21 protein-coding genes and 1 tRNA gene are annotated in these 23,671 nt (G+C 67.9%); 8 read left to right on the top strand and 14 right to left on the bottom strand.

The genetic code is table 11. The annotated features are described in order from the left end of the window. Nucleotides 1–155: 155 nt before the first annotated feature. Together ACVPT3_RS17715 and arfB are read left to right on the top strand one after the other, a co-directional pair. Nucleotides 156–614 (top strand): YaiI/YqxD family protein, encoded by a 459-nt coding sequence (locus tag ACVPT3_RS17715; protein WP_304935340.1) that lies wholly within the window; start codon nucleotides 156–158, stop codon nucleotides 612–614. Further along, nucleotides 611–1,012 carry an alternative ribosome rescue aminoacyl-tRNA hydrolase ArfB gene (arfB, locus tag ACVPT3_RS17710; RefSeq protein ID WP_492042138.1) on the top strand — a complete coding sequence of 134 codons (402 nt, stop codon included), beginning with the start codon at nucleotides 611–613 and terminating at the stop codon, nucleotides 1,010–1,012. The genes ACVPT3_RS17715 and arfB overlap by 4 nt, the downstream gene beginning before the upstream one ends. A 24-nt stretch (nucleotides 1,013–1,036) precedes the next feature. Here arfB and ACVPT3_RS17705 read toward each other — a convergent pair whose 3' ends face one another. The 5 genes from ACVPT3_RS17705 to ACVPT3_RS17685 form a co-directional block, all read right to left on the bottom strand. Then, nucleotides 1,037–1,828, bottom strand: a complete 792-nt coding sequence (locus ACVPT3_RS17705; protein WP_492042137.1) for a hypothetical protein — start codon at nucleotides 1,826–1,828, stop codon at nucleotides 1,037–1,039. A 102-nt stretch (nucleotides 1,829–1,930) separates the two neighbouring features. Beyond that, nucleotides 1,931–2,401, bottom strand: a complete 471-nt coding sequence (locus tag ACVPT3_RS17700; protein WP_492042136.1) for a hypothetical protein — start codon at nucleotides 2,399–2,401, stop codon at nucleotides 1,931–1,933. A 13-nt stretch (nucleotides 2,402–2,414) separates the two neighbouring features. Beyond that, a complete protein-coding gene (gene ubiB / locus ACVPT3_RS17695) occupies nucleotides 2,415–3,992 on the bottom strand; it encodes a 2-polyprenylphenol 6-hydroxylase (RefSeq protein ID WP_492042135.1) in 1,578 nt (525 codons plus the stop codon). Then, nucleotides 3,980–4,768 (bottom strand): class I SAM-dependent methyltransferase, encoded by a 789-nt coding sequence (locus tag ACVPT3_RS17690; protein WP_492042134.1) that lies wholly within the window; start codon nucleotides 4,766–4,768, stop codon nucleotides 3,980–3,982. The genes ubiB and ACVPT3_RS17690 overlap by 13 nt, the downstream gene beginning before the upstream one ends. Nucleotides 4,769–4,840: 72 nt before the next feature. Beyond that, nucleotides 4,841–5,554: a Crp/Fnr family transcriptional regulator gene (locus ACVPT3_RS17685; protein ID WP_492042133.1), complete on the bottom strand. Its 714-nt coding sequence runs from the start codon at nucleotides 5,552–5,554 to the stop codon at nucleotides 4,841–4,843. A 168-nt stretch (nucleotides 5,555–5,722) separates the two neighbouring features. Here ACVPT3_RS17685 and ACVPT3_RS17680 point away from each other — a divergent pair, with 168 nt between their 5' ends. The 3 genes from ACVPT3_RS17680 (at nucleotide 5,723) to ACVPT3_RS17670 (ending at nucleotide 7,095) form a co-directional block, all read left to right on the top strand. Beyond that, the gene (locus ACVPT3_RS17680; RefSeq protein ID WP_492042132.1) at nucleotides 5,723–6,034 is read left to right on the top strand and encodes a 4a-hydroxytetrahydrobiopterin dehydratase; all 312 of its coding nucleotides are present in this window, start codon (nucleotides 5,723–5,725) and stop codon (nucleotides 6,032–6,034) included. Then, the gene (locus tag ACVPT3_RS17675; RefSeq protein WP_492042131.1) at nucleotides 6,034–6,834 is read left to right on the top strand and encodes an SDR family oxidoreductase; all 801 of its coding nucleotides are present in this window, start codon (nucleotides 6,034–6,036) and stop codon (nucleotides 6,832–6,834) included. Before ACVPT3_RS17680 ends, ACVPT3_RS17675 begins: the two co-directional genes overlap by 1 nt. Nucleotides 6,835–7,018: 184 nt before the next feature. Further along, nucleotides 7,019–7,095: transfer RNA gene (locus tag ACVPT3_RS17670), tRNA-Arg, on the top strand. Nucleotides 7,096–7,155: 60 nt separating this feature from the next. Here the strand turns inward: ACVPT3_RS17670 and ACVPT3_RS17665 are convergent. The 4 genes from ACVPT3_RS17665 to ACVPT3_RS17650 all read right to left on the bottom strand — a co-directional run bounded on the left by ACVPT3_RS17665 (nucleotide 7,156) and on the right by ACVPT3_RS17650 (nucleotide 12,528). Beyond that, the gene (locus ACVPT3_RS17665) at nucleotides 7,156–7,278 is read right to left on the bottom strand and encodes a hypothetical protein (RefSeq protein WP_492042130.1); all 123 of its coding nucleotides are present in this window, start codon (nucleotides 7,276–7,278) and stop codon (nucleotides 7,156–7,158) included. A 172-nt stretch (nucleotides 7,279–7,450) separates the two neighbouring features. Next, nucleotides 7,451–7,747, bottom strand: coding sequence for a hypothetical protein (locus ACVPT3_RS17660; protein WP_492042129.1), 297 nt, complete (start codon nucleotides 7,745–7,747; stop codon nucleotides 7,451–7,453). Between the two features lie 220 nt (nucleotides 7,748–7,967). After that, nucleotides 7,968–9,785, bottom strand: coding sequence for a phosphocholine-specific phospholipase C (locus tag ACVPT3_RS17655; RefSeq protein WP_492043848.1), 1,818 nt, complete (start codon nucleotides 9,783–9,785; stop codon nucleotides 7,968–7,970). A 79-nt stretch (nucleotides 9,786–9,864) separates the two neighbouring features. Further along, the gene (locus ACVPT3_RS17650) at nucleotides 9,865–12,528 is read right to left on the bottom strand and encodes a TonB-dependent receptor (protein WP_492042128.1); all 2,664 of its coding nucleotides are present in this window, start codon (nucleotides 12,526–12,528) and stop codon (nucleotides 9,865–9,867) included. Nucleotides 12,529–12,690: 162 nt separating this feature from the next. On the opposite strand from ACVPT3_RS17650, the gene ACVPT3_RS17645 reads away from it, so the two are divergent. Then, complete coding sequence (locus ACVPT3_RS17645) at nucleotides 12,691–13,452, top strand: DeoR/GlpR family DNA-binding transcription regulator (RefSeq protein WP_492042127.1); 762 nt, start codon at nucleotides 12,691–12,693, stop codon at nucleotides 13,450–13,452. A gap of 81 nt (nucleotides 13,453–13,533) precedes the next feature. On the opposite strand, the gene ACVPT3_RS17640 is transcribed toward ACVPT3_RS17645, so the two are convergent. From ACVPT3_RS17640 to ACVPT3_RS17630, 3 genes are all read right to left on the bottom strand, one after another. Continuing rightward, nucleotides 13,534–16,404, bottom strand: a complete 2,871-nt coding sequence (locus ACVPT3_RS17640; protein ID WP_492042126.1) for a TonB-dependent receptor — start codon at nucleotides 16,402–16,404, stop codon at nucleotides 13,534–13,536. A gap of 255 nt (nucleotides 16,405–16,659) precedes the next feature. Next, nucleotides 16,660–17,235 (bottom strand): HD domain-containing protein, encoded by a 576-nt coding sequence (locus ACVPT3_RS17635; protein WP_492042125.1) that lies wholly within the window; start codon nucleotides 17,233–17,235, stop codon nucleotides 16,660–16,662. A gap of 53 nt (nucleotides 17,236–17,288) precedes the next feature. Beyond that, nucleotides 17,289–19,427, bottom strand: a complete 2,139-nt coding sequence (locus tag ACVPT3_RS17630; protein WP_492042124.1) for a phosphocholine-specific phospholipase C — start codon at nucleotides 19,425–19,427, stop codon at nucleotides 17,289–17,291. Between the two features lie 181 nt (nucleotides 19,428–19,608). Between ACVPT3_RS17630 and ACVPT3_RS17625 the strand changes: the two genes are divergently transcribed. Beyond that, nucleotides 19,609–20,328 carry a UTRA domain-containing protein gene (locus tag ACVPT3_RS17625; RefSeq protein WP_492042123.1) on the top strand — a complete coding sequence of 240 codons (720 nt, stop codon included), beginning with the start codon at nucleotides 19,609–19,611 and terminating at the stop codon, nucleotides 20,326–20,328. 23 nt (nucleotides 20,329–20,351) lie between these two features. Here the strand turns inward: ACVPT3_RS17625 and phnX are convergent, their stop codons facing one another. Together phnX and ACVPT3_RS17615 are read right to left on the bottom strand one after the other, a co-directional pair. Next, a complete protein-coding gene (gene phnX / locus ACVPT3_RS17620; RefSeq protein ID WP_492042122.1) occupies nucleotides 20,352–21,152 on the bottom strand; it encodes a phosphonoacetaldehyde hydrolase in 801 nt (266 codons plus the stop codon). Continuing rightward, nucleotides 21,149–22,282 carry a TIGR03364 family FAD-dependent oxidoreductase gene (locus ACVPT3_RS17615; protein WP_492042121.1) on the bottom strand — a complete coding sequence of 378 codons (1,134 nt, stop codon included), beginning with the start codon at nucleotides 22,280–22,282 and terminating at the stop codon, nucleotides 21,149–21,151. The genes phnX and ACVPT3_RS17615 overlap by 4 nt, the downstream gene beginning before the upstream one ends. Before the next feature lie 73 nt (nucleotides 22,283–22,355). Between ACVPT3_RS17615 and ACVPT3_RS17610 the strand changes: the two genes are divergently transcribed. Continuing rightward, the gene (locus tag ACVPT3_RS17610; protein ID WP_492042120.1) at nucleotides 22,356–23,663 is read left to right on the top strand and encodes a DUF5690 family protein; all 1,308 of its coding nucleotides are present in this window, start codon (nucleotides 22,356–22,358) and stop codon (nucleotides 23,661–23,663) included. The last annotated feature ends 8 nt before the right edge of the window (nucleotides 23,664–23,671 follow it).

Below are 23,671 nucleotides of genomic sequence, written 5' to 3'. Positions count from 1 at the left end.
CCAAATCCAATGCCGTCAGAGTCCGCCACGGACACACCGGGCGTATGGATCCTCGGCACAAGGCCGAGGATGACGAATGAAAGGGAGGGCACCCCCGGCCCCTCCGACCGCACCGGGTATCGACGCCCTACCCCCGTCCGCGCTAGGTCAGGCCCATGCCGACCGCCCTCTACATCGACGCCGACGCCTGCCCGGTGAAGGAGGAGGTCTATCGCGTGGCGCGGCGCTATGGGCTGAAGACCTATGTGGTCTCCAACGGCTGGATGCAGGTCCCGCGCGAGGCCCTGATCGAACAGGTGGTGGTGGACGCCGGGCCTGACGTGGCCGACGACTGGATCGCCGAACGGGCGGGCGTGGGCGATGTGGTCATCACCGCCGACATTCCATTGGCGGACCGCTGCCTGAAGGCCGGAGCCCAGGCGCTGAAGTCCAACGGCCAGCCCTTCACCCCGGACTCCATCGGCTCGGCCCTGGCCGGGCGGATGGTGGGCGAGCATCTGCGGTCGATGGGAGTGGCCACCTCGGGTCCGCCGCCGTTTTCGGCCGCCGACCGCTCGCGCTTCCTCCAGGCCCTGGACCAGGCCGTGGTCAAGGCCCGCCGGGTCGCGACATGACGACCATCCCCGAGGACGAGCTGGAGTTCCACTTCTACCGCGCCGGCGGACCGGGCGGCCAGAACGTCAACAAGGTCTCGACCGCCGTCCAGATGCGGTTCGACGTCAGGAACTCCCCCAGCCTGACCGAGCCGGTCAAGGCGCGGCTGATGAAGCTGGCCGGCAGCCGGCTGACGCTGGAGGGGGTGATCCTGATCACCGCCGTCCGCCACCGCACCCAGGAGCGCAACCGCGCCGACGCGATCGAACGGTTGCAGGCCCTGGTGGACGAGGCCTCGATCCGGCCGGTCTTCCGCGTCCCGACCCGACCCACCAAGGCCTCCAAGGAGCGCCGGCTGAAGGCCAAGACCAGCCGCGCCTCGATCAAGTCGGGACGCGGCCGCCCGAACCTGGATTAGCAGCCCTGGATTAGCGAGGCTGGTTCAACGTCGTGGGGGACGTCCGCCACGCCCTTGACCCGGCCCGCCCTGCACCGCCGTCTTCGGCAGGCTTTCCAGCGTCAGGATCCCGTCGTGATCCTGGTCCAGCAGGACGAACCAGCGCTCGCCCGCCGCCGTCCATTCGTCGGGCGTGATCTTCTGGTCGGCGTTGCGGTCGGCCGCCCGCACCGGCTGGGGCACGGACAGTAGTCCGGCGCGCGCCAGACGTTCGGTCCCGCCGCGATAGGGCTGGGCGCGCGGCTTGGACGGCGCGGCGCCGCCTTCCTGACCGCCCATTCCGCCGATGCCGCCCATCGGGTCTTGCTGGTCGCCGTTCAGGTTCATCTGGCCGCCGCCGGGCGGCCCGCCCCGACCCGAGCCCCGACCCGAGCCCCGTCCGGAGCCTCGACCGCCGCCCATTCCCCCGCCCATTCCCCCGCCCAGGGCGGTGAAGGTGGCGTCGACCAGCCGCTCATAGGCGAAGATCTCCGACGGGCCGACCACGCCGTCGCCGTCCTGGTCCAGGGTCCCGAACCAGCGCCGGCCGTCGGCGGCGAACTCCTCGGCCGTCAGGCGGCCGTCGCTGTCGGCGTCGGCGTCGGCGAACCAGGCCGCGACCGGATAGGGCTCGCCCAGCTCGGACACGAACAGCTCGCCATAGGGGCTGACGAAGATTTCGGATCGCTGCGGCGGCGGGCCGCCTTCGCCGCCCGGACCGCCGGGGCCTCCACCCGGGCCGCTCGCGCAGGCGGAGAGAAGGGCCATCATGCCGAGGCCGGCGACGGAATATTTCATGTCTGAAACCCCAGAAGACGGGAAAAGCGCCGTCATTCCAGGGCTTAGCGCATCAGCTTGGCCTTAGGATGGCCCGCCCAAGCCTTCGCATCGGCCTTCGCCTCAGGCCTCGACGGGGCGGAACCGCAGGCCGGCGATCCGGTCCTCGGGATCGAACAGGATCATCCATTCGGTCACCTTGTTGTCGAAGGTGACGCGGAACAGCTGGGCGTCGCCCTCGGCCTTCAGGAACTCGACCTTGCGAACGGCGCCGAAGCTCTTGATCAGGGGGCTGATCTCGGGCGACAGCTGCCGCATCCGGGTCGCCAGATCCGAGGTGAAGACCGAATAGTCGAAGCCCGCGCCCTGAACCGCCGCGATCACGCCGCGCAGCGCCGTCTCGGCCCGGGCGATGTCCGGCGCCTGGGCCGCAGCGGGCGCCTGGGCCTCGACCGGTGCGGGGACGGGCGCGGCTGCGGCCGGCGCGCCATCGAAGGCGTTGGGCACCGAGCCCGCAGCCGCCTGGGCCAGGGCAGGCACAGGCGCCGCAAACAGGGCTGCGGCGAGAACCGTCTTGATCAGGCTGGTCTTCATGCGAAGGCTCCGGTCAGTGCAGATAGGGCCAAACAGAGAGACCCAAGGCCGTCAGGGCCGCGACGACCGCGACCGTGACTGAAGCCGTCACCCAAGCGGGAGTTCCCGACTTTTCGATGACCACCGTCGCCGGACGCGGCGGCTCCTGCACCAGACGCGAGATGGCCCGGGCCGCCGCGATCATCTCGTTCAGGGCGTCGCGCGCCTGGGCCTGGGGTCCCAGCTCGCGGCGGATCCAGCGTTCGACCACCGGCTGGGCTGCCTTCCACAGGTCGTGGTCGGGCTGAAGCCGGCGCGCCACCCCCTCGACCGAGACCATGGTCTTCTGCAGCAGGATCAGTTCGGGCCTCAGCCGCATGTCAAACAGGGCGGTGATCTCGAACAGCTGGCCCAGCAGCCGGCCCATCGACACCTGGCTGGCGGCGCGGCCGATCACCGGCTCGCCGACCGCGCGCAGGGCCTGGGCGAAGGTCTCGACCGAATGGTGCGGCGGCACATAGCCGGCCTCGAAATGGACCCGGGCGATCCGGTCGTAGTCGCGGCTGATGAAGCCCCACAGGATCTCGGCCAGATAGCGCCGCTCGGCCGGACCCAGCCGCCCGACGATGCCGAAGTCGATGGCGGTCAGATGGGCCGGGGCGTTGGCGAACAGATTGCCCTCGTGCAGGTCGGCGTGAAACACACCGTGGTCCAGGGCCTGAACCAGGAAGGCGCGCACCACATTGTCGGCCAGCAGGTCGACATCCAGACCGGGCAGGTCGGTCAGGGCCGGATCGGTCATGGGCACGCCCCTGGCCCATTCCAGCGTCAGCACCCGCTTGCCCACCCCGTCCCAGACGACGGCGGGGGCGGACATATAGCCGTCCTTGGCCATGACATCGGCCATTTCGCTGGCGGCGGCCGCCTCCAGCCGCATGTCCAGCTCCAGATCCATCGAATTGGCGATGGTCTCGACGAAGGCCTGGGGCTCCAGGCGGCGCGACAGGGGCGCCAGCCGGTACACCAGGGCGGCGCCCAGCCGCATGGCGTCCAGCCCGTCAGCGACCCGGCGCTCGACCCCCGGCCGCAGCACCTTGACCGCCACGGCCCGACCGTCGGCCAGGGTCGCGCGGTGCGCCTGGGCCAGGGAGGCGGCGGCGACCGGCGGGCTCAGGTCGGTGAACAGGCTCTCGACCGGCCGACCCAGCGACATCTCGATCTCGCGCCGCGCCTCTTCCAGCGGAAAGGGCGGCAGGGCGTCCTTCAACCGGCCCAGGTCGCGCGCGAATTGCAGGCCGAAGATGTCGGCGCGGGTGGCCAGGACCTGACCCAGCTTGATCGCCACCGGCCCCAGATGCTCGAACGCCTTGCCCAGCCTCTGGCCCGGCCGGCCCTGACGTCCGTCGCGGCCCGCCAGCATCTGCACGGCGCGGGCGAAGGGTCGGGCCCAGACGGGCAGAAGGGGATTGGCCTCGCGCGGGATCAGGGCGTCATGGCGCGCCAGCACCCACAGCCAGCCCAGGAGACGCAGAAAGGCCGCGACCGGGTTCTGCACCGCGACCGTGGCGGGCGGCGGCGGGGCCGTGCGATAGACCCGGGTCAGATCGCCCACCCGTGGTGGATGGCGGCGATCCCGCCCGACAGATTGGTCACCGAGACGCGCTTGAAGCCGGCGTCCTCGATCAGGCCCTTGAAGGCCGCCTGGTCGGGGAAGCGGCGGATGCTCTCGACCAGATACTGATAACTGTCGCGATCCTTGGCCACCCAGCCGCCGATGCGCGGAATGGCGTGGAAGGACCAGGCATCATAGAGCTTACGCACCGGCCCGGCCGTGGGGCGCGAGAACTCCAGGCACAGGAACCGCCCGCCCGGCTTCAGCACCCGCCGCGCCTCGGCCAGGGCCTTGTCGATATGGGCCACGTTGCGGATGCCGAGACTGATCGAATAGGCGTCGACCGAGGCGTCCGGCAGGGGCAGGTTCATCGCATCCCCGACCGACCAGCTCATCTCCGGCTCGCCGCCCTTGTGGAGCCCGGCCAGGATCATCTCGGCGTTATAGTCCAGCACGATCACCGAAGCGTCTTCGCCGCCCCGCCGCTCCTGGGCCGCGCGCGCCATCTTGGCGTAGCGCCGCGCCATGTCGCCGGTGCCGCCGGCCACGTCCAGAATGGTTTCGCCGGGCCGGGGGTTCAGCTTGGCCGCCGCCGCGTCCTTCCACAGCCGATGGATGCCGACGCTCATCAGGTCGTTCATCACGTCATAGTTGGAGGCGACGGAATCAAAGACCCCGCGCACCATCTTCACCTTCTCGCGCGCGTCCACGTCGCGGAAGCCGAAGGAGGAACGGTCGCCCGACGAATGCGGGCCATGGGAGGAGGCGTCGGTCATGCGCGCGGTCTAGCGCGTCGCGGCCCTTCCGTCACCCAGAAGTCAGTCCACCAGAAGTCTGGCGGCCAGACGTCAGGCGACATCCGCCCCGGCTTCAGGCTGGGGCAGTTCCAGATCCTTCATCACCTCGCGCATCAGGCCGTAACAGCCGCACGAGGCCGCCTCCAGCCCGTCGCGGTCCAGCACCTTGACCCAGCCCCGGCCGCGCTGGATCAGCTTCTTGCCCTCCAGCACGGTCCCGACCTCGGACACGGTGGCGCGTCGCACCCCCAGCATGCCGGCGATGTCGGCCTGGGTCAGGTCGATCCGATCGTCCTCGGCCCGGTCGTGCAGGGTCAGCAGCCAGCGCGCCAACCGCTCGTCCAGCCGGTGCTGGGCGTTGCAGGCGGCGGCCTGCTGCACCTGGGCCATCAGGCCTTCGGTGAAGCGCGACAGGGCCTGGCGCAGGCTTTCGCTCGCATCCAGCGCCTCGCCGAACACGGCGGCGGAGCAACAGGCGGCGACGCCGTCGCCCTGGGAGATGGCGCGACTGGCGGCCCGGGCATTGAACGGGCCGCAGGTCACCCCGACCAGGCCCTCGCGGCCGATGGCGGCGGTCTCGACCATCTTGTCATCGGGCAGGACGGTCATCAGCGACACCACCCCCTTGATCGGGAACCAGACCTGATCGACCGCCTCGCCGGTGTCGTACAGCATCTGGCCGCGCGCGACCTCGCGTTCCTCCAGATGGGGTTCGATCCGCTTGCGGTCGGCGGGATCGAGGGCGGCGATCCACAGATTGTCCATCCTCATCTCCTTGGCGCATCCACCGCGCGTCGATCAGGCCAGGGCCCACGGTCGCGCTTAACAGGGAGATCAACGCCCAAGCTTGATCCCGCGTTCCCGACCCTTGCCGCACGCCTGCGGGCGCCTTACGCCAGGATCAATCGACACAGATCGAGCAGGAGACGCGGAATGGACGGCAACATCGGCGCAAAGGCGGCCTGCGCCGCGCTCGACGGATGGAAACCGGGCGAAGACGGGCGTGACGCCATCGTCAAGGCCATCCTGTTTCATGACTTCAGCGCCGCCTTCGCCTTCATGACGCGCGTGGCGATGCAGGCCGAGGCCATGGGCCACCATCCGGAATGGTTCAACGTCTACAACCGCGTGGAAATCCTGCTGACGACGCACGACGCCGACGGGGTCACCGACCACGATGTGCAGATGGCCCAGTTCATCGACTCCATCACCGGCGACCTGACGCCCGGAAACGGACACGACTGATGGCCGCCTCCCACAACCGTCCCGGCCGCGTCGCCGGCAAGACCGCCCTGATCACCGGCGCCGCCGGCGGCCTGGGCGAGGCCATGGCCTTGATGATGGCCCGCGAGGGCGCCCGCCTGGCCCTGACCGACATCGACGGCGACCGCGTCGCCGCCCTGGCCGCCCGGATCAACGCCGAAATCCCCGACGCCGCTTTCGCCTACGCCCACGACGTGGCCGGCGAGTCCGACTGGGAGCGAGTGATCGCCGCCGCCGTCGCCGACCTGGGCGGCCTGTCGGTCCTGGTCAACAACGCCGGCGTCGGCGGCCCCCTGGCCTTCGTCGAACAGGACACGGTCGAGAACTGGCAGCGTCAGTACGAGATCAATCTGCGCTCGATCATGCTGGGCGCCAAATACGCCATGCCCCATCTGCGCGCCGCCGCCCCGGCCTCGATCATCAATATCTCGTCCATCGCGGGCCTGGTCGCCGCCCCCGGCATGGGCGCCTACAACGCCACCAAGGCCGCCGTCTGGATGTACACCAAGACCCTGGCGCTCGAGGCGGCCAAGGCCGACTGGAACGTGCGCTGCAACTCGGTCCACCCGGTCTTCATCAAGACCCCGATCCTCGACCCCTTCATCGCCATGGCCGGCGGCGACGAGGCCAAGGCCCACGAACGCCTGACCCGCGGCATCCCCCTGAAGCGGATCGGCGAACCCGACGACGTCGCCTACTGCGTCCTCTACCTCGCCTCCGACGAGTCCAAATTCGTCACCGGCTCCGAGTTCAAGATCGACGGCGGCATGACCGCGCAATAGGGCGCAAGCGCCCTATTGCTTTCTTAGGGGGCCTACCGCGCTTCGCGCTGCTTGAGGCCGGGAGCGCTGACCTGTCAGCCAGCGGCGATGGTTCGGGACGGTCATCCTGCCCTCATCTGCTTATTCGGGATTGAGGCCGCCCGCCGCTTGCTGTAAGCGGCCTCTTCGGCGTCTCGCCGACCACGCACCCGTAGCTCAGCTGGATAGAGTACTGCCCTCCGAAGGCAGGGGTCACAGGTTCGAATCCTGTCGGGTGCGCCACTTCGGTTTAAAGCCGAGAACTCCGCCAACGGCGGCGTACCCCCCACCATCGCTAGACGCCTAGGCCCGCAGAAGCTCGGTTCGTGAGCCGATGATGCGCGCCTCGGTCTTGCTTATGACCTCCACCCGCTGCGTCAGGGCGCGCAGGTGATCCCGACGATAGCCGCTGGTGCGATCCCGCAAACTTGCGCCGCGCGGCGCTGGCGACCCGCGTGAAAGCTGGGGAGCGAGGCGAGCCTTATCTCGACCCCACATCGCCGGAAACATAGCAAAAAGGCCGCCACCCTTTCGGATGACGGGCCTCCGTTGCGGGGCAGTCGGTCGACGCCTTGCAACTTAGCTCATGACCGAGCGATCAATCGCTTGGATTGCAGGCAATGTGCGTGCCTTGGCAGGGGTGCCAGGTAGGGACGTCGGGCACCACTGAGCCTCCGCTGCTGCCAGCGCCCCCAGTCTGCTCGATGTAGAACTGGACCGCAGCCATGTAGCACGCGTCGTAGGTCGGGTATTGCAACTCCTCCCACCAACCGTTGCCGCATTGTTCAACAGCGTAGGTAGATGGCCCCGACGCTTTCGCTGTCGTGGGAGCAACAAGCGAGGCCGCGCCAGCAAAAGCGGCGATGCTGACGATAGCCATCAGTTTTTTGATCATGACAATCCTCCGGGGGAGCCAGTCTCCCATGGGCATGACGACCTTCAAATTTAGGAACTGCAACTCAAAAGTGTTATTCACACACCTCAATATTGCGTGAATGACAAAGGCCGCCCCGGACGAACGGGAGCGGCTTCGATAGCGGAGTCCTGGGGCTCGACGCAGATGGTCTATGACAGCGCGGCGGCCCAGTGGACCGTCTTGCGCGCCTCGACCCTCGTCAGCCGACGAAATGACCGACCAGCCCTGATGGTCCCAGAACCCAGAGGTCGTATCGCCCTCCGTCAGCCGCCAGCGCCCATACGCCCTTCAGGCTCTCGCCCGCCCCGACGGTGTAGCGACGGGGGATCCGGTCCAGATGGAGCCGGTCATAGACATGGAAGACAGCGGCCAGTTCGCCCTGAACCGAGAATGTCAGCGTGGCCTCGCGCCTATCCGCGTTCAGGTCGCAGGTGGCGCCGAGCCGATAGCGGGTCGGACGGGCCGGCCTTTCGCCCGGTTCCTGATGCGGCCGGGCGCGATCGGCGGGCAGGACGGGCGTCGGCTGATGCGGGATGGCTGCGGCCCGCGTCCGGGCCTGGGTGGTGTCCGGCAGCAGGCGCGCGAAATCGGCGGCATTGGGCGTCGCGAAGTCGAAGGCCGTGGTCAGATCGCTGCAGACCGCGCGGCGCCAGGCCGAGATATTGGGCTCCATCACGCCGAACCGGCGCTCCAGGAAGCGGATGACGGAGGTGTGGTCCGCCACTTCCGAATGGACCCAGCCGCCCCGCGACCAGGGGGACAGGACATACAGGGGCACGCGTGGCCCCAGACCATAAGGCCGGCCCCGGAACTCCGCCGTGTCGCCGTCAGCGCCGGGCGCGGGCAGACGATGGTATTCGCCGGCCGTCGAGACGGTCGAGGCGCCGGCGAAGCCGCCGGGCGCCTGCGGATCGGGCGAAGGCGGCGCGGGCGGCGGCACATGATCGAAGAAGCCGTCGTTCTCGTCGAAATTGATGAACAGCACGGTCCGCGCCCAGACGGCGGGGTCGGCGGTCAGGGCGTCGATCACCCGCGCCATATAGTCCGCGCCCTGGGCCGGGCTGGACGGGCCGGGGTGTTCTGACCCCTCGGCCGTGCCGATGATCCACGACACCTGCGGCAGGCGGCCGCCCAGGACGTCGGCCTTCAGCTGGTCCAGATCGCGCGTCGACAGGGCGCGGTCCTTCAGCGCCGGATCCGAGCCGGGCTCGTCGCGCCAGGCCCGCCGGTAGGCCATGAAGTTCTGGACGGGGTTGTCGCCGAAATTGTCGGCCAGATTCTGGTAGTGGCGCCAGTCGATCCCCGCCGCCTGCAGCCGCTCGGCGTAGGTGGTCCAGTTATAGCGCGGCTGGTCGTCGTCGGGCTTGTTCAGGTCGTCGTCGACATTGTCGACCACCGGCCCGCCGGCGAGGCCGTGGGGGTCGTTGGTCCCGCTGAACAGGAACAGCCGGTTGGTGTTGGTGCCGGTCTGGACCGAGCAGTGATAGGCGTCGCAGAGGGTGAAGGCCTCGGCCATGGCGTATTGGAACGGAATGTCCTCGCGCCTGTAGAAGCCTAGGGCGCGCTGGGTCTTGGCCTCGGGCCAATGCGCCATCCGCCCCTGATCCCAGGCGGCCTGGGCGTCGGGCCAGTGGTGGGGCGTGCCCTCCATCCGCATCAGGTCGAAATTCGCCTCAGTCGACAGATGGAAGGGGCTGATGTCCGCAGGCGGCTGGACCGTGCGGTCGGTCTGGGTCCAGACGTCGCGCGGCGCGCCGTCGGAACCGGCCGCGACGGGAATGGGATGGGCGTCGCCAAAGCCCCGCACCCCCGCCATGGCGCCGAAATAATGATCGAAGCTGCGGTTCTCCTGCATCAGGATCACGACATGGGCCACATCCTCGATCGTGCCCTTGCGGACATCGGCCGGAATGGACAGGGCCCGCGCCAGAGACGCCGGAAGGCCCGCCGCCAGGGCCGCGCCCAGGCCGCCCGCCAAACCACCCGCCAGAAGAGATCGCCGATCGACAGACATGATGTGTTTTCCGAAACAGGGGCCCGCGCCGATCTTATGACCGGCGCGGGCGACAGGCTTGCGACGATTGAGGCGAGCCGCCTCAGCGACGCCAGGTCAGGCCCAGACCCAGCATGCGCGGCGCGGTCTGATAGCCGATGGTGTAGCGTTCCGACTTGCCGCGCGTGGCCCAGTAGCCGGCCTCGCCCGTCAGGTTCTCGCCATAGAGGCTGAGCACCAGCTGGTCGGTCAGTTGCAGACGCGCGCCGAAGTCGAGCGTCGCCTGGGGCTGGATATATTCGTCCAGGGCGTTGGCGCGCAGGGTCGCGATGTAGCGGCCGCGATAGCTGTAGCCCAGGTCGGCGTCGAACCGGTCGCGCTTGTAGCCGATGCCGATATTGCCCAGCACTTCGGGGGCATTGGGCAGGCCGACTTCGACGCTGTCGCGCCAGGCGATGCCCGGATCGGCCTTGCTGGGCTGGTAGGTGTAGTTGGCCCAGGCCGAGAAGCCGGCGATCAGGTCGCGACGACCGGCCAGTTCGACGCCCCAGATGCTGGCGTCCTTGCCGTTGGCCGAGGTGGTGATCGGCACCCCGTCCTCGCCGACGATGACCTGCGACCCCGCAGACACGTAGATGAAGTTGTCGATTTCCTTGCGGAACAGACCCACCGACAGGAAGCCCTGGTCGCCGGAGTACTGCACCCCCAGATCGAAGTTCAGCGCCTCAGCCGGCTTCAGATCGGGATTGCCCTTGGAGATGGAGACGATCCGGTCGCCGTTGGATTCGACGTTGATCCCCTTGGAGATGTCGGTGAAGTTCGGCCGGGCGAACGAGGTCCAGACGGCGGCGCGGACGGTCCATTCGGCGTTCGGGCGCCAATCGACGTGCAGGCTGGGCAGGAACTCGGTGTAGCTGGCTTCGGTCGTGCCGGTCTTGCCGCCGAACTCGCGTGTGACGACGCCGGTGTCGGCGTCCTCGGTCGTCACCAGCGCCTCGTTATGGATGTCCGTCTGCTCCAGGCGCGCGCCGACGGTGGCCGACCAGGCGCCCCGCTCCAGCACCGCCATGGCGTAACCGCTGTAGCTGGTCTCATGGCCCGTGGAGTCGTTCAGGTTCCAGGGATATTCTTCGTCGGTCACGCGCGGCGCGGACTGCAGCAGGGCCAGCACCCGGTTCATCTCCAGGATCGTGCCGAAACGCGTGCCGTCCCGATAATGGTCGTCGTCGAAATGGTCGATCGAACCGGCGATCAGGTCGCTGTGGCTGGACAGGGACGAGCCGCTGGCCAGGCCGGGAATGTCGCGCGTGCCGCTGTCGACGTCCTGCTGCTGGTCATAGTCACGCTGGGACCGGCGGAACCGGAACCCGCCCTTGACCGTCTTGATCAGACCCTGGCCCTCGGGCGACCAGGTCAGGTTGGTCGCGGCGAAGGCCTGGGAATCTTCCGAAATCCGGCGATACAGTTCGGCATAGTCGAACTTCAGATTGTCGGGGTTCAGCATGGCCGTCGACTGGGCCTCGCTCAACACCCAGGTCGGGTGTTTGCTGTCCGAGGCGTCGAAGCTGATCGGCGTGTTGAAGATCGGCAGGCTGTCGTCAGTGACGTATTCCATATACCACTGGTTCGGCGTCTCGGTCCGGCCGTAGGTGTAGGCGATGTCGTAATCCAGCTCGAAGGCGCTGCGAACGTGGCGGCCGCCGAAGTCGACCATGGCCAGACGGTTGTCCTCCTGCTTCACCTCGGCCCCCATCAGGGACGAGAAGCCGTCGATCTCTCCGGCCGCGTTCAGGCTGGTCTTGACGTCGATATAGTCGTGCAGCTGATCATTCTTCCACTGCGAATAGAGGCCGCGCAGATGCAGGGCGTCGTCCGCCGACGGGCGGTATTCCAGGGTGAAGTTGCCGCCGGTGCGATCGATGTCGTTCACGAACCGGTCCAGGCCGTGCGAGACCAGCCGCAGCTCGGTGCTCTCCGGCAAGACGATATTGTCGGCGGGCAGGACGCCGTCCGGACGCCAGCTGGTGTTGTAGCTGATGTTCTCGTTGCGCTCGCCGGTGATGGTCCGCTCGGTGTGGAAGACGACGCCATAAAGACCCAGGGTCTTGGCCTCGTTCAGGAAGGTCGAGAAGGCGCCGGTCAGGTCGGTCGCCGTCTTGTCGGCGATGTTCTCGCGGCTGGCGCGGGCGGACAGGGTGGCGAGGTTCTCGCCGAAGTCGAACGGACCGGGCAGGCGGAAGTCGATGGTGCCGCCGACCGCGTCGCCGTCGAGATCCGGCGTCACGCTCTTGACCACGCGCACGGTGTCCAGGCCGTCCGGCGGCAGCAGGTCCAGGGCCACGGCGCGATTGTCGCGACCCGACGTCGCCAGCCGCACCCCGTTCATCGTGTAGACGTTCAGGGCGCTGTCCAGACCGCGAATGCTGACGTAGCGGGCGTCGCCCGTGCCGCGATCATTGACGGTGCTGACGCCCGGAAGCCGTTTCAGAGCCGCGGCCACGCTGGTGGAGGGAATGGTCAGCAGTTCATCGGCGGAGATCACCTCCGACACGATGTCGGCCTGACGCTGTTCCGCCTCGGCGCGACGCGTGGCGTTGCGCGAGCCTGTGACGATGATTTCGGCGAGACTGGCGGGCTCGGCCGCCCCTTGGCCCTGCGTGGTCTGGGCCTGCGTGGTCTGGGCCAAGGCTGCGGCGGGCAGGACTGCAGCAAGCGCAACGCCGCACAGCAGGGCGCGCGCGCCGGAGCGCGTGTTTGAAAGAACCATGATGACATCCCCTGAGCTGGACGGCGCCAAGCCGTCTCAGTGGGCGATCTACGCTTCGCCTGTGACACAGGTGTGAACTATTGTGGCCTTTTGCGTTTTTATGTGGCTTTTGACGTCCGCAGGCGTCACATGTCACATAGAGGTGCGTTCCGGGAGGATCGGTTGAATCAGACGGCAAGGCTCGACGCCATTCTTTCGACCCTGTCGGATCAGGGATCGTGCACGATCGCCGACCTCGCGGCCGCCTTCGCCGTCTCGGAAGAAACCGTGCGTCGCGACATCCGGCGCCTGGAGCTGGACGGTGCGGTGCGAAAGGTGCACGGCGGCGTCCGCCTGCGCGACCGGCGCGCCGAGGCGCCCTGGCGTCAGCGGCTCAATGTCAATGCGGAGGTCAAGAAGCGGATCGCGGCCTGCGCGGCGAACCTTGTCGAGCCGGGCATGACCCTGCTGCTGGATTCCAGCACGACGGCCTTCTGGATGGCGCGCGAGATCGCATCGATGCGCAACCTGACCGTGGTCACCAACAGCCTTGAAACCGCCAGCGAACTGGCGGCGACGTCGGAGGCGCGACTGTTCCTGGCGGGCGGCGCCGTGAACGCGACCTATCGCGCGGCCTTTGGCGCCGAGGCGGCGGCATACGCCAACCGGTTCGTGCCCGATCTCGCCTTCTTCTCCATCGTCGCCATAGACGCGGCGCGGGGCTTTCTGGACCACGAGCCGGAAGAGGCCGAATTCGCCCGGGCGGTCCTGCCGAACGCCCGCCGGACGATCTGCCTCGCGGACGCCTCCAAGTTCGAGGCGCCCGGCCGGATCATTGCGGCGGAGTGGTCCCAGGTCGATCTGATCGTCGCCGACCGCCCCGCGCCCGTCGATATCGAAGCCGCCGCGCGGGAAGGCCGCACCGAGATTCGCGTCGCGGACTGACGGGTGAGGCCCCGGTCCCCGGCGGCGGCCTAGACCGCCCCCGATCTTCGATCGGGGGCGGTCCGGCGCTTCGTCTTCGGATCAGTAGGAATAGGCCAGGCGGACCAGGAAGTTCCGGCCGGGCTCCATATAGTCCTTCTGGTACGAGGGGCTCTCGCCCTTGGTGGTGTAGTAGCGATGGCCATCCAGGATGTTCTGGACGTCGAAGTCCATCGTCAGGCCGGGGCGGAAGTTGTAGCGCGAGTGGAAGTCCAGGCTCTTGTTCGGCTGGACCCATTTATCAACGGCGTTATCGCGCAGGTCTTCGATATAGGCGCCCTGATACTGATAGGACAGGCGGGCTTCGAAGCCGTACTTCTGATAGGTCAGCGACGCATTGTAGATCAGGTCCGGCGCCTGGATGAAGGAGATCGACCGGCCCTTGCGATAGTCCAGACCGGTCTCGGCCTCGCTGACCTGACGGGTCAGGTTGGCCTCGACGCCGAAGCCGTCGAAGGGCGCGCCCATGCCCTCGAACGACTTGATCAGGTTCAGTTCGACGCCGGTGATCTTGGCCGTCTCGCCGTTCTTGGGTTGGCTGATGGTGATCGTGCCTTCCTGGGTGTCGGCGTCGACCGCGCTGCCGTTGGTGAAGATGAAATGGTCGATCTTCTTGTGGAAGACGCCGATGGAGACCAGGCTGGAACGGTCCGGATAATATTCGGCCGAAACGTCCAGGTTCAGGGCCTCGGCCGGCTTCAGGTCGGGATTGCCCCGGCTGATCGAGACGATGTCGCCCAGGGTCTGACCCGGACGCGGCGCCGCTCGGCTGACGCTGACGCCGCGCGAGATATTGCTGAACTCGGGCCGGGAGAAGCTGGTCCAGATCGCGCCGCGATAGACGAAATTGTCCGACGGGCGATAGATGGCCGTCACGCTGGGCAGGACGTTCGTGTAGTGGCTGTCGGTGTCGCCGAAGCCGGTCTGGGCCTCGTCCTCGATCCAGTTGGTGTTGCTGACCTCGGTGTGTTCGACCCGCACCCCGGCGACCACGTCCAGAGCGTTGAACTGGAAGCTGGCCAGACCGTAGCCGGCGTAGATGGTCTCTTCTCCGCGCTTGTCGCTCGAATTCAGATCGGCGTAGGAATAGTCGACCGGATTGGCCTTCTGGGCGGCTTCGATCGCGGCGATCACCTTGTCCCGGTTCAGGATGGCGCCATAGTAGTAGCGACCGTCCAGAACGGAGCCGACCTCGCGGTCGATCAGGCCCGACTGACCCAGGCTCTTGCCCTCCAGGGGCGTGTTGTCGAACGAACCGCCCCAGATCGGGGTGGCGTCGTATTCGCGCTCGGACCGGAGGACCTTGACGCCGGCCTTCAGGTGACGAACCACGCCTTCCATCTCATAGACGGCGTCGAACTTGAACGCCGTGCGCGCGTCGGTCTGTTTGTCGCGGCTGCGCCCGCCGCCGTCATAGGGCAACAGGTCGGGATCGTTCTGCGCGTTGTCGGCGAAGGCCGGCAGTTGCGGCATGGGGAAGCGCGGATCATAGGACGACCACAGCAGACCCGTCTGGTTGAACGGCGCCGAACAGGCGTCGCAGTTGTAGGTGATCGAGAAACTGTCCGGGCCGCCCTTTTCGCCGGCGCTGTAGCTCAGATCATAGTCCAGGGTCAGGCGGTTCAGACGGGTTTGGCCGCCCAGGTTGATCGTGCCCAGGGTCGAGATCTGGTCCAGGGTCTGGAAGGTCCGCGCGAACTGGAAGGTCTCGGGGCTCCACACGCCCGAGCGTCCGAACAGCGACCAGTAGGACGAGCTGCTCTGACGGTCGGCGTCGGTGATCAGGCCGTCGGCGTCGAAGTCCTTCATCTGGTCGACGGTGTAGCTGTAGATGCGGCCCTTGGCCCCGAAGCCGACGACGGCGTCATCGGGCTGGATAAGGGTCGCGTTCTCCACATCGACCTGCTGCAGGCGCTTGGTCTTGCGGCTGCGGAAGTCGGTGTAGTCGTTGGTGCCGGTCCGCTCCAGGCGGCTGTACTGGCCGCGCAGATAGAAGTCGTTCGCCTGACCTTGATAATCCAGCGAGAAGTTGCCGCCGAACCGCTCCTGTTCGATGCGACGGTAGTCGAGGTCGATCCCCGGCAGATACATCGAGCGCTCGTCGATCGCCTCTTCGCTGTCCTTGCGCCAGCGATAGGGCTCCCACTCGCCGTCGTTTTCGGTCTCTTCATTCAGGCTGTTGCTCTTGCCGTAGTTGAACGAGACGAAGGCGCCGAAACGGCTGTCGGACGACAGGCGGCTGGCGAAGTCCATCTGGATCTGGCCCGAACCGTCTTCTTCGCCCTGCTCCTGCGCCCGGTCATTGACGCCGTAGCTGAGGAAGGCGCGGGCCACAGGCTTGGTGAAGTCGAAGGCCGTCGGGGTCTGGAAATTGACCGAGCCGCCGATGGCGTCCCCGTCCATGTCCGGCGTCAGGGTCTTGGAGACGGTGATGCTCTTCAGGCCGTTGGGCGGCAGGACCGTCATCGACATCTTGCGGCTGTCGGGATCGGTCAGGGCGACGCGGACGCCGTTGATCGAATAGGCGTTGAAGGTGCCGGCCAGACCCCGGACCGAGACATATTCGCCTTCACCGGTTTCCTGGTTGACGACGACATTGATGCCGGGCGCGCGCGCCAGGGCGTCGGCGACGTTGGCGTCCGGCAGCTTGCCCAGGTCGTCGGACGAGATCACGCTCGAGACCACGCCCGACCGGCGCTGGGCGTCGATGGCGTTGGCGGTGCTGAGGCGCTGACCGGTGACGACGACCTCGTCCATCTCGGCAGCTGCGGCGGCTTGAGGCTGAACCGTCTGGGCGTGGGCGGCGGATGCGACGAGGACGGCGGAACCCGCCAGAAGCGCCGCACGCAGATTGGCGCCGGCGAAGACTTGACGATGAACGGCCCGCGCGCGGGCGATGACATGAAGCGACATGACTGTCTCCATTGATCCTGATGTGTTTTCGGGTCGGCCGATCAGGGTCAGCGCAAGGCAGCCGTCAGCGATCAGCGACGCACGGACGCGCCCTGTCGATGTCGATCACCCTTGTTGGATCCCCCGGCCGATCGTGTTCGGCTGTAGCGACGCCGCTTCAGGCGACGTCGGTCATTCTCTCGCGGGCCCGGCTATCCGGACCGGCGACGATGGAAACGCTTACTCATTCAACAACCCCCATAGTTGAAATGAAAACTAGGTTTCAGCCCTGCGGTTGATCAGGTCGCAGAGAAGCTCGCGATAGGCCTCGAAGCCGGCGACCTCGACGCCCTGGGCCTTGCCCAGTTCGTCGTAGCGGCGCAGCCGAAGGGCGGCTTCGGCCGCCGGCGAGGCCATGAATTCGTTGACCTCGGCCGGGCTCATCGGTCCGCCCTGCAGGGCCAGGCTCTGAAGCGAGGCCGCGCTGAGCCGATCGACATAGCCCGGAGCCGTGGTCGCCAGACAGCGTTTGGCCGCGACGTGCAGCCGGACCGGCTCGGTCACCTCGGGGCCGAAGGCGCGCGACAGGTAGCCGGCGCTGATATGTTCATGACGGGTGTCGATGCCGCGATCGGCGGCGTCCTCGCCGGCCTTCTGCATCATATGGCCGACATCGTGCAGCAGGGCCGCCGCCACCAGGGCCGGCGGCGCCCCATCGACGCGCGCATGATGCGCGGTCTGTACGGCATGCTCCAGCTGGCTGACGTCCTCGCCGTAATGAAGCCCGCCCAACCGGGTGAACAGGTCCGACAATTCGGAGAAGAAGGCGTCGGCGTCCACGGAAGAAGTCATTGAAAGTCCGTCTTGAAACTGGGTCGAAATCGAGCTGGCGGCCAGGGCGTTCTTCATAGGCGCATGCGCCCGATGGCCGGGTCGGTGCGACTGGGACGACCGGTCTCCACGTGACCGGCCAGGCGCTGGATGAAGGTCGGATCATCGGCCAGGGTCACGGTCAGATCGTACCAATGGTCGCTGCCGCGCAGGTCCCAGGCCGTACGGGCCGCAACGCCCGGCTTGAGCGCCAGCGGGCGGCGCGCCTCGCCTTCGGACAGGGGATAGGCCGCGTCCATCTCCAGGGTCGCGAGGGGCGCCGCATCGGCCGCCCCGATCACGCCGACTGTCAGCAATCCCCTGGGATCGGTGGATAGGGTCACCTGGGGCTGAGGCCGATCAGCGTCGCCGGCGAACCGACGATAGAAGCCGTTCGGGCCGTGAACCGTCAGATCATAGACGCCCGGCCGGCCGTCGTTCCAATGTCCGGCCGCATAGGTTTCGCCTGCGCCCAGCGTAAAGCGCCACGGCCCCGCGCGGTCGGTGTTGTCGAACACCTGGAAGACCGCGCCCGTTCGGCCGCTGTTGACCAGATCGATCAGGACCGCCCCGTCGACCACCCGAACCTCGGCGGCCAGTTCATAGGGCAAGGGGCGTGCGTCCCGTTGGGGGCCGTCCTGCACGGCCGGCGTCTGGCGCTCGGGAATCCGCAGGCTGGGCGCGGCCTTGGACTGGGCCACGCGCTGCATGTAATCGGCCGTCGCCGGCAGGGACAGGGCCGCCCAGTCCCGGTTCGGACGCGCGAAATCGAAGGCCGAGGTCAGGTCGCCACAGACCGTCCGACGCCAGTCGCTGATGTTCTCCTCCTTCACCCCAAACCGCTTCTCCAGGAACTGGAGCGTGGAGGTGTGGTCGAACACTTCCGAACAGACGAAGCCGCCGCGGCTCCAGGGCGAGACCACAATGGCGGGCACGCGGATGCCCAGTCCCAGCGGATGAGCGCCGCGATGAGACGGGTCGGCGTCCGGACCATAAATCTTGGCTTCTCCGGCGACGGAGACCGTGCTGTGGCCCTGGTCCGGCGTCAGGGGCGGCATGGGCGGCTGGACATGGTCGTAGAAGCCGCCGGCCTCGTCATAGTTGACGATGAAGACGGTCTTGGAGAAGACCTCCGGATGATCGACCAGGGCCTCGATCAGCTTGGCGCAGACATGCTCGCCCTTGGACGGCTCGGCCTGGGGATGTTCGGACAGATCGGCCGCCGTCACGATCCATGACACCTTGGGCAACCGCCCGCCGGCGATGTCGGCGCGGAAGGCCTCGACCAGTTGCTCGCCGTCGGAACGGGTGCGATCCGCGCCGGTCTTGTCTTCCGACACCCACGCCCGCCCGCGCTGGTACAGGGGCGAATCCTTGGGGCAGGGCCGGAAGGGCTTGAACACCGACAGGATGTTGTCGCCGAAATTATCGTATTCCTGATAGACCTTCCAGCTGACGCCCGCCGCCTGGAGCCGTTCGGCATAGGTGGTCCAATCATAGGGACCGCGCGCCATGACCCTGTCTTCGGCCATGTCGGCGCTGGGGGTCTCGTCCTCGCCGTAGTTGCTCATCTCCGGATCGCCGCCGACCTTGCCGCCGCCGTTGCAGCCGGTCCAGAGGTGCAGACGGTTCGGATAGGTCTGGGTCAGGGTCGAGCAGTGATAGGCGTCGCAGACGGTGAAGGCGCTGGCCAGGGCGTAGTAGAAGGGCAGGTCCGAGGCCTTGTAATAGGCCATCCGCTTGTGCAGTTCGCCTGAATGGCCCCACTGGTCGTAGCGGCCGCCGTTGACGATGGTGACGGCGGCCTTGTGCCCCTGGTCTGATCCATCAACCGTATAGGCGTTGGTGGTGCGCGAATCCCCGTGGAAGGGGATGACGAAACCGTCCGGATGTTCATCGCTGGGCTGGCGCCAGACCGTGGCCCCGCCGGGCAGAGGTTGCGGGCGGGGATCGCCGAAGCCGCGCACGCCGTTCAGGGCGCCGAGATAGTGATCGAAGGCGCGGTTCTCCTGCATGAAGATGACCACGTGCTCGACGTCCATGATGGTGCCGGTGGCGTTGTTGGCCGGAATGGCCATGGCCTTGCGCACCGTCGCCGGCAGCAGGTTCAAGGCTGCGCCGGCCGCGACGCCGCCCAGCGCGCCCCGCAGGAAAGACCGCCGATCATTTGACATGGATCAAATCCCCCTCTTCGTTTTTGGTATAGACCAGATGGAGGCGAGCTTCGGCGAAATTTTCGTGAAGCTTGGGCGGCGTATCTCTGAACCCTCCGTGTCTGATCCGTTCGCTTGACCCCGAAGGCGCGACTTCTCATCTTCCCGTCGGGCGGGAATCGACCGTCGACCGAGCGATTCGATGCCCCAGCCGGACATTCTCCACTATCTCGGGGTGCGCGACGCCATCGCGGCCCGGATCTCGGGAGGGGAGTTGAAGCCCGGCGAACGCCTGCCCTCCGAACGTCAGTTGCAGATCGGCGGCGGGGTGGCGCGCGGCACGATCCGCGAAGCCCTGTTCCAGCTGGAGGCCGAGGGGGTCATCTATCGCAAGGAACGCAGCGGCTGGTACGTCTCGCCCCCGCCGGTCGTCTATGATCCGACGCGGTGGGAAGGCTTCATGTCCTATGTCGAGGCCCAGGGCCGGCGCCCGGAGACCGAGACCCTCAGCAAGACCGAGATCGCCTGCACCCCGGCCCTGGCCGCCATCTTCGGCCGCGCGGTGGGCGCCCCCATGTACCGGATTCGCCGACGCCGCTCCGTCGACGGCCGCGCCGTCCTGGTAGAGACCATCGTCGTCGATGCGGCCATGGCGCCGGACCTGCTCAGCCACCCGCTCGACGGCTCGCTGACCAGCGTCCTGAAGTCCGCCTACAATATCGCCGTGGCCCGCAACCGGGTGGACATGCAGCCGTGCGCCCTGACCAGCGGCGAGGCCGAGGCGCTTCAGGTCAAGTCCGGACTGCCCGGCCTGAACGTCGTGCGGACAAGCTATGACGCCCGGGGCCAGGTGGTCGAGTTCGACCGGGAATACTGGCGCCACGACGCCCTGAAGATCAGCGTGGATATCCGCGTCCGTTAGAGGACGGATCCGCGCGCGCCGGGTCAGCCGCGCCGCGCCGCCTCGGCCTCGAGCGCAGGTATGAGATCGGCGACCGTGTCGATCACCAGGTCGGCGCCGGCGGCCCGCAGTTTGGCGGCGGCCTCCCCGAGCCGTTCAGCGCGTTCATCGCCGCCCAGGTCCGCCAGGGCCTGGGCCGTCAGCCCGACCATGTTTCCGGAGGCGGCCACGCCGACGGTGAAACAACCCGCGTTGCGCCCCTCGGCGACGCCCGCCTCCGCGTCGTCCACCTTGACCACCCGCGACAGCGGCCAGACGCCCAGATCGGCGCAGGCCTTGTAGATCATCAGCGGCGAGGGCCGGCCCTGCGGCGTCTCGTGGGCGCAGACCACCAGGTCGGGCGCATAGGCCTGATCGGCGGCGCGCGGCAGGATCGCCTGCATCATCTCGCGCGTGTAGCCGGTGCAGGAGCCGATCTTCAGACCCAGCCCGCGCAGGGTCGCTGTGGTCTCGGCGGCGCCGGGGATCAGATCCGCGGTCTCTTCGGCCAGACGGATCATCGGAGCCTGGAGCTCGACCATGATCCGTTCGACCGCCGCCGTATCCGGCGCCTCGCCATGGGCGGCCTGCCAGGCCCGGGCGATCCGGGGCTGGTCCAGCAGGGCGCGGACGTGGTCGGCCTTGGCGCGGCCCATGTCGCGGCGCGCCTCCTCCTCGGTGATCGACGCGTCCAGGGCGGCGAAGGCCTCCATCAGCGCCAGCACCGGCGCGCGGCTGCCGAAATCCACCATGGTGCCGGCCCAGTCGAAGACAACCATGTCGAAACAGTCGCGGATGGAGGTCATGGTTCGGAAGTCTCCTCGAACAGGTTTGCGATCACCTCTTCGCCAAAGGCGAAGCCGGTGGAGGCGCCGTTGCCGGCGGTGATGAGCGCGAGACGCACGCGCGGATGCGGCGCATCGATCAGGTCGGCGTGCGGGCCGCGGGCATAGGTTCCGGTCCAGCGTTGCAGCACCGGCGGCGCCGGCCGGCCGGTCGCGGCGCGCCACTCGTCCAGGATCAGCCGGTCGACCGCCTCGCTGGCGAAGGGATCGGGGGTGGCGGCGTCATGGTGGCTGTCGCCCACGACCAGGCCGCCGTCGGCGTCCTGCACCGCAATCAGATGGACGCCGTGGGCCAGGGCCTCGCCCTGCTCCGCCTCCAGCCGCGCGCGCAGGGCGGCGGCCTCCGGCAGGTCGGCGTAGCCGCCGTAGCGGACCAGGCCGAGGTCGGACATGACCGGCGCCGGCAGGGCGAAACCGGGCGACGCCAGCCGCATCATCTGCAACTTGCAGCGGACCAGTCCTGCGGCGGCCAGCCGGTCGGGAAACAGGCTGACGAGGTCGTCTCCGGGACAGACCACCACCCGCGCGGCCTCCACGACGCCCCGGCCGGTGACGACGCGCGGCGGCTCGACCGCCTGGACGACGGTCTGACGCAGAAACGCGACCCCGAAACGCCCCTCCAGCCACGCCGCCAGTCGCGGGATGGCCGTGCGGGAGTCCACGCGCAATTCATGGGGGCTCCAGAGGGCGGCGACCGTGTCGGGCCCGGTCGTCTCCGGCGCCCGGGCCCGCGCCTCGTCCGGCGTCATCAGCCGACAGCCCTCGCCCATTTCGGTGGCCATGAAGGCTTCCAGCACGGCTACAGCCTCGGGCCGCCGCACGGGCAGCCACAGGCCGTTCTGCAGGATCGGAACGCCCGCCTCGCCCGCGACCTCGTCCCAGACGGCGCGGCTGCGATGCGCCCGGCGCCACACCCGGCCGCGCGGCTGGCCGGTGACGGTGACGAAGCCGAAGTTGCGGATCGAGGCGCCGTTCGCCTGGGCGTCACGGTCGATCACCACCACCGAAAGGCCGCGCCGTGCAGCGGCCAGGGCGCAGGCCAGGCCGACGATCCCGGCCCCGACCACGGCGACGTCGTACCGCCCCCTCATCCCATCATCCTCGTCATTCAAGCGTCGCAGCAGTGGTCTAGACCACGTCGGTGCAACAGGATGATGTCAAACGATGAACCGGATGCGGCTCTGGCTGGCGAAGGCCAACCCCGTTGTCTTTGTGGCGTTCGCCGGACTGGCGGGATTTTGCGCCTATTTCTCCATGTACGCCTTCCGCAAACCCTTCACCGCCGCGACCTTCGATGTCGTGGCCGGGTGGGACTTCGCCCTGGACTACAAGATCGCCCTCGTGATCGCTCAGGTCGCCGGCTACGCCCTGTCCAAGCTGATCGGCGTCAAGGTGATCTCGGAGATGCGGCCCGAGCGCCGCGCGATCGCGATCGTGCTGCTGATCGGCGTCTCCTGGATCGCGCTTGTCCTGTTCGCGGTCACGCCCGCGCCGTGGAATGTGGCGGCCCTGTTCCTGAACGGCCTGCCGCTCGGTCTGATCTGGGGCCTCGTGTTCGGCTTCATGGAGGGCCGGCGCACCAGCGAGGTGCTGGGGGCAATCCTGTGCGCCAGCTTCATCCTGTCCTCGGGCGTCGTGAAGTCGGTCGGGAAGATCCTGATGGACAGTTGGCAGGTCAGCGCGTTCTGGATGCCGGCGGCCGTGGGGGTGATCTTCATGCCCCTGCTGGCCGTCTCGGTCCTCGCCCTCGCCGCCCTGCCTCCGCCCAGTCCGGCGGACGAGGCCGAGCGTGTGGCCCGCCGGCCGATGATGGCCCGGGAGCGCGCCGCCTTCCTGGCCGCGCACTGGCCGATGCTGGTGCTGCTGGTCGCCGCCTATGTCATGCTGACGGCCTTCCGCGACCTGCGCGACAATTTCGCCGCCGAAATCTGGCAGGCGCTGGGGTACGGCGACGCCGCATCGGTGTTCACCGCCAGCGAGGGACCGGTGGCCGTCCTGTCTCTGGTGGCGATGGGCGTGCTGATCGCGGTGAAGAACAACGGCCGCGCCCTGCTGCTCATGCACGGCGTCATCATGGTCGGCTTCGCCGTCCTGGGGGCCTCGACCCTGGCCTTCCAGCAGGGCCTGCTGTCGCCGATCGCCTGGATGATCGCCGGCGGCGCCGGCCTGTATCTTGCCTACACCCCCTTTAACGCCATGCTGTTCGACCGGATGATCGCCTATTCCGGCACGGTCGCGACCGCCGGTTTCCTGATCTATGTGGCGGACGCCACCGGCTATCTGGGCAGCGTCGCCCTGCTGCTGTTCAAGAATTTCGGCGCCGTCGATCTGCCCTGGCTGCCCTTTTTCGTGGCCGCCGCCTACGCCGCCAGCCTGACCGGCCTCCTGCTGGTCGGCGGCGCCGCAATCCTGTTCCTGCGAAGACGCAAAGACAGCCCCCCGGCGGAGGGGACCGGCGCAGACCGCTTTTGAGCGAGGAT

This window comes from Brevundimonas sp. FV1ps31S, assembly GCF_058681265.1.
This window is presented reverse-complemented; position numbering and strand designations above follow the sequence as displayed.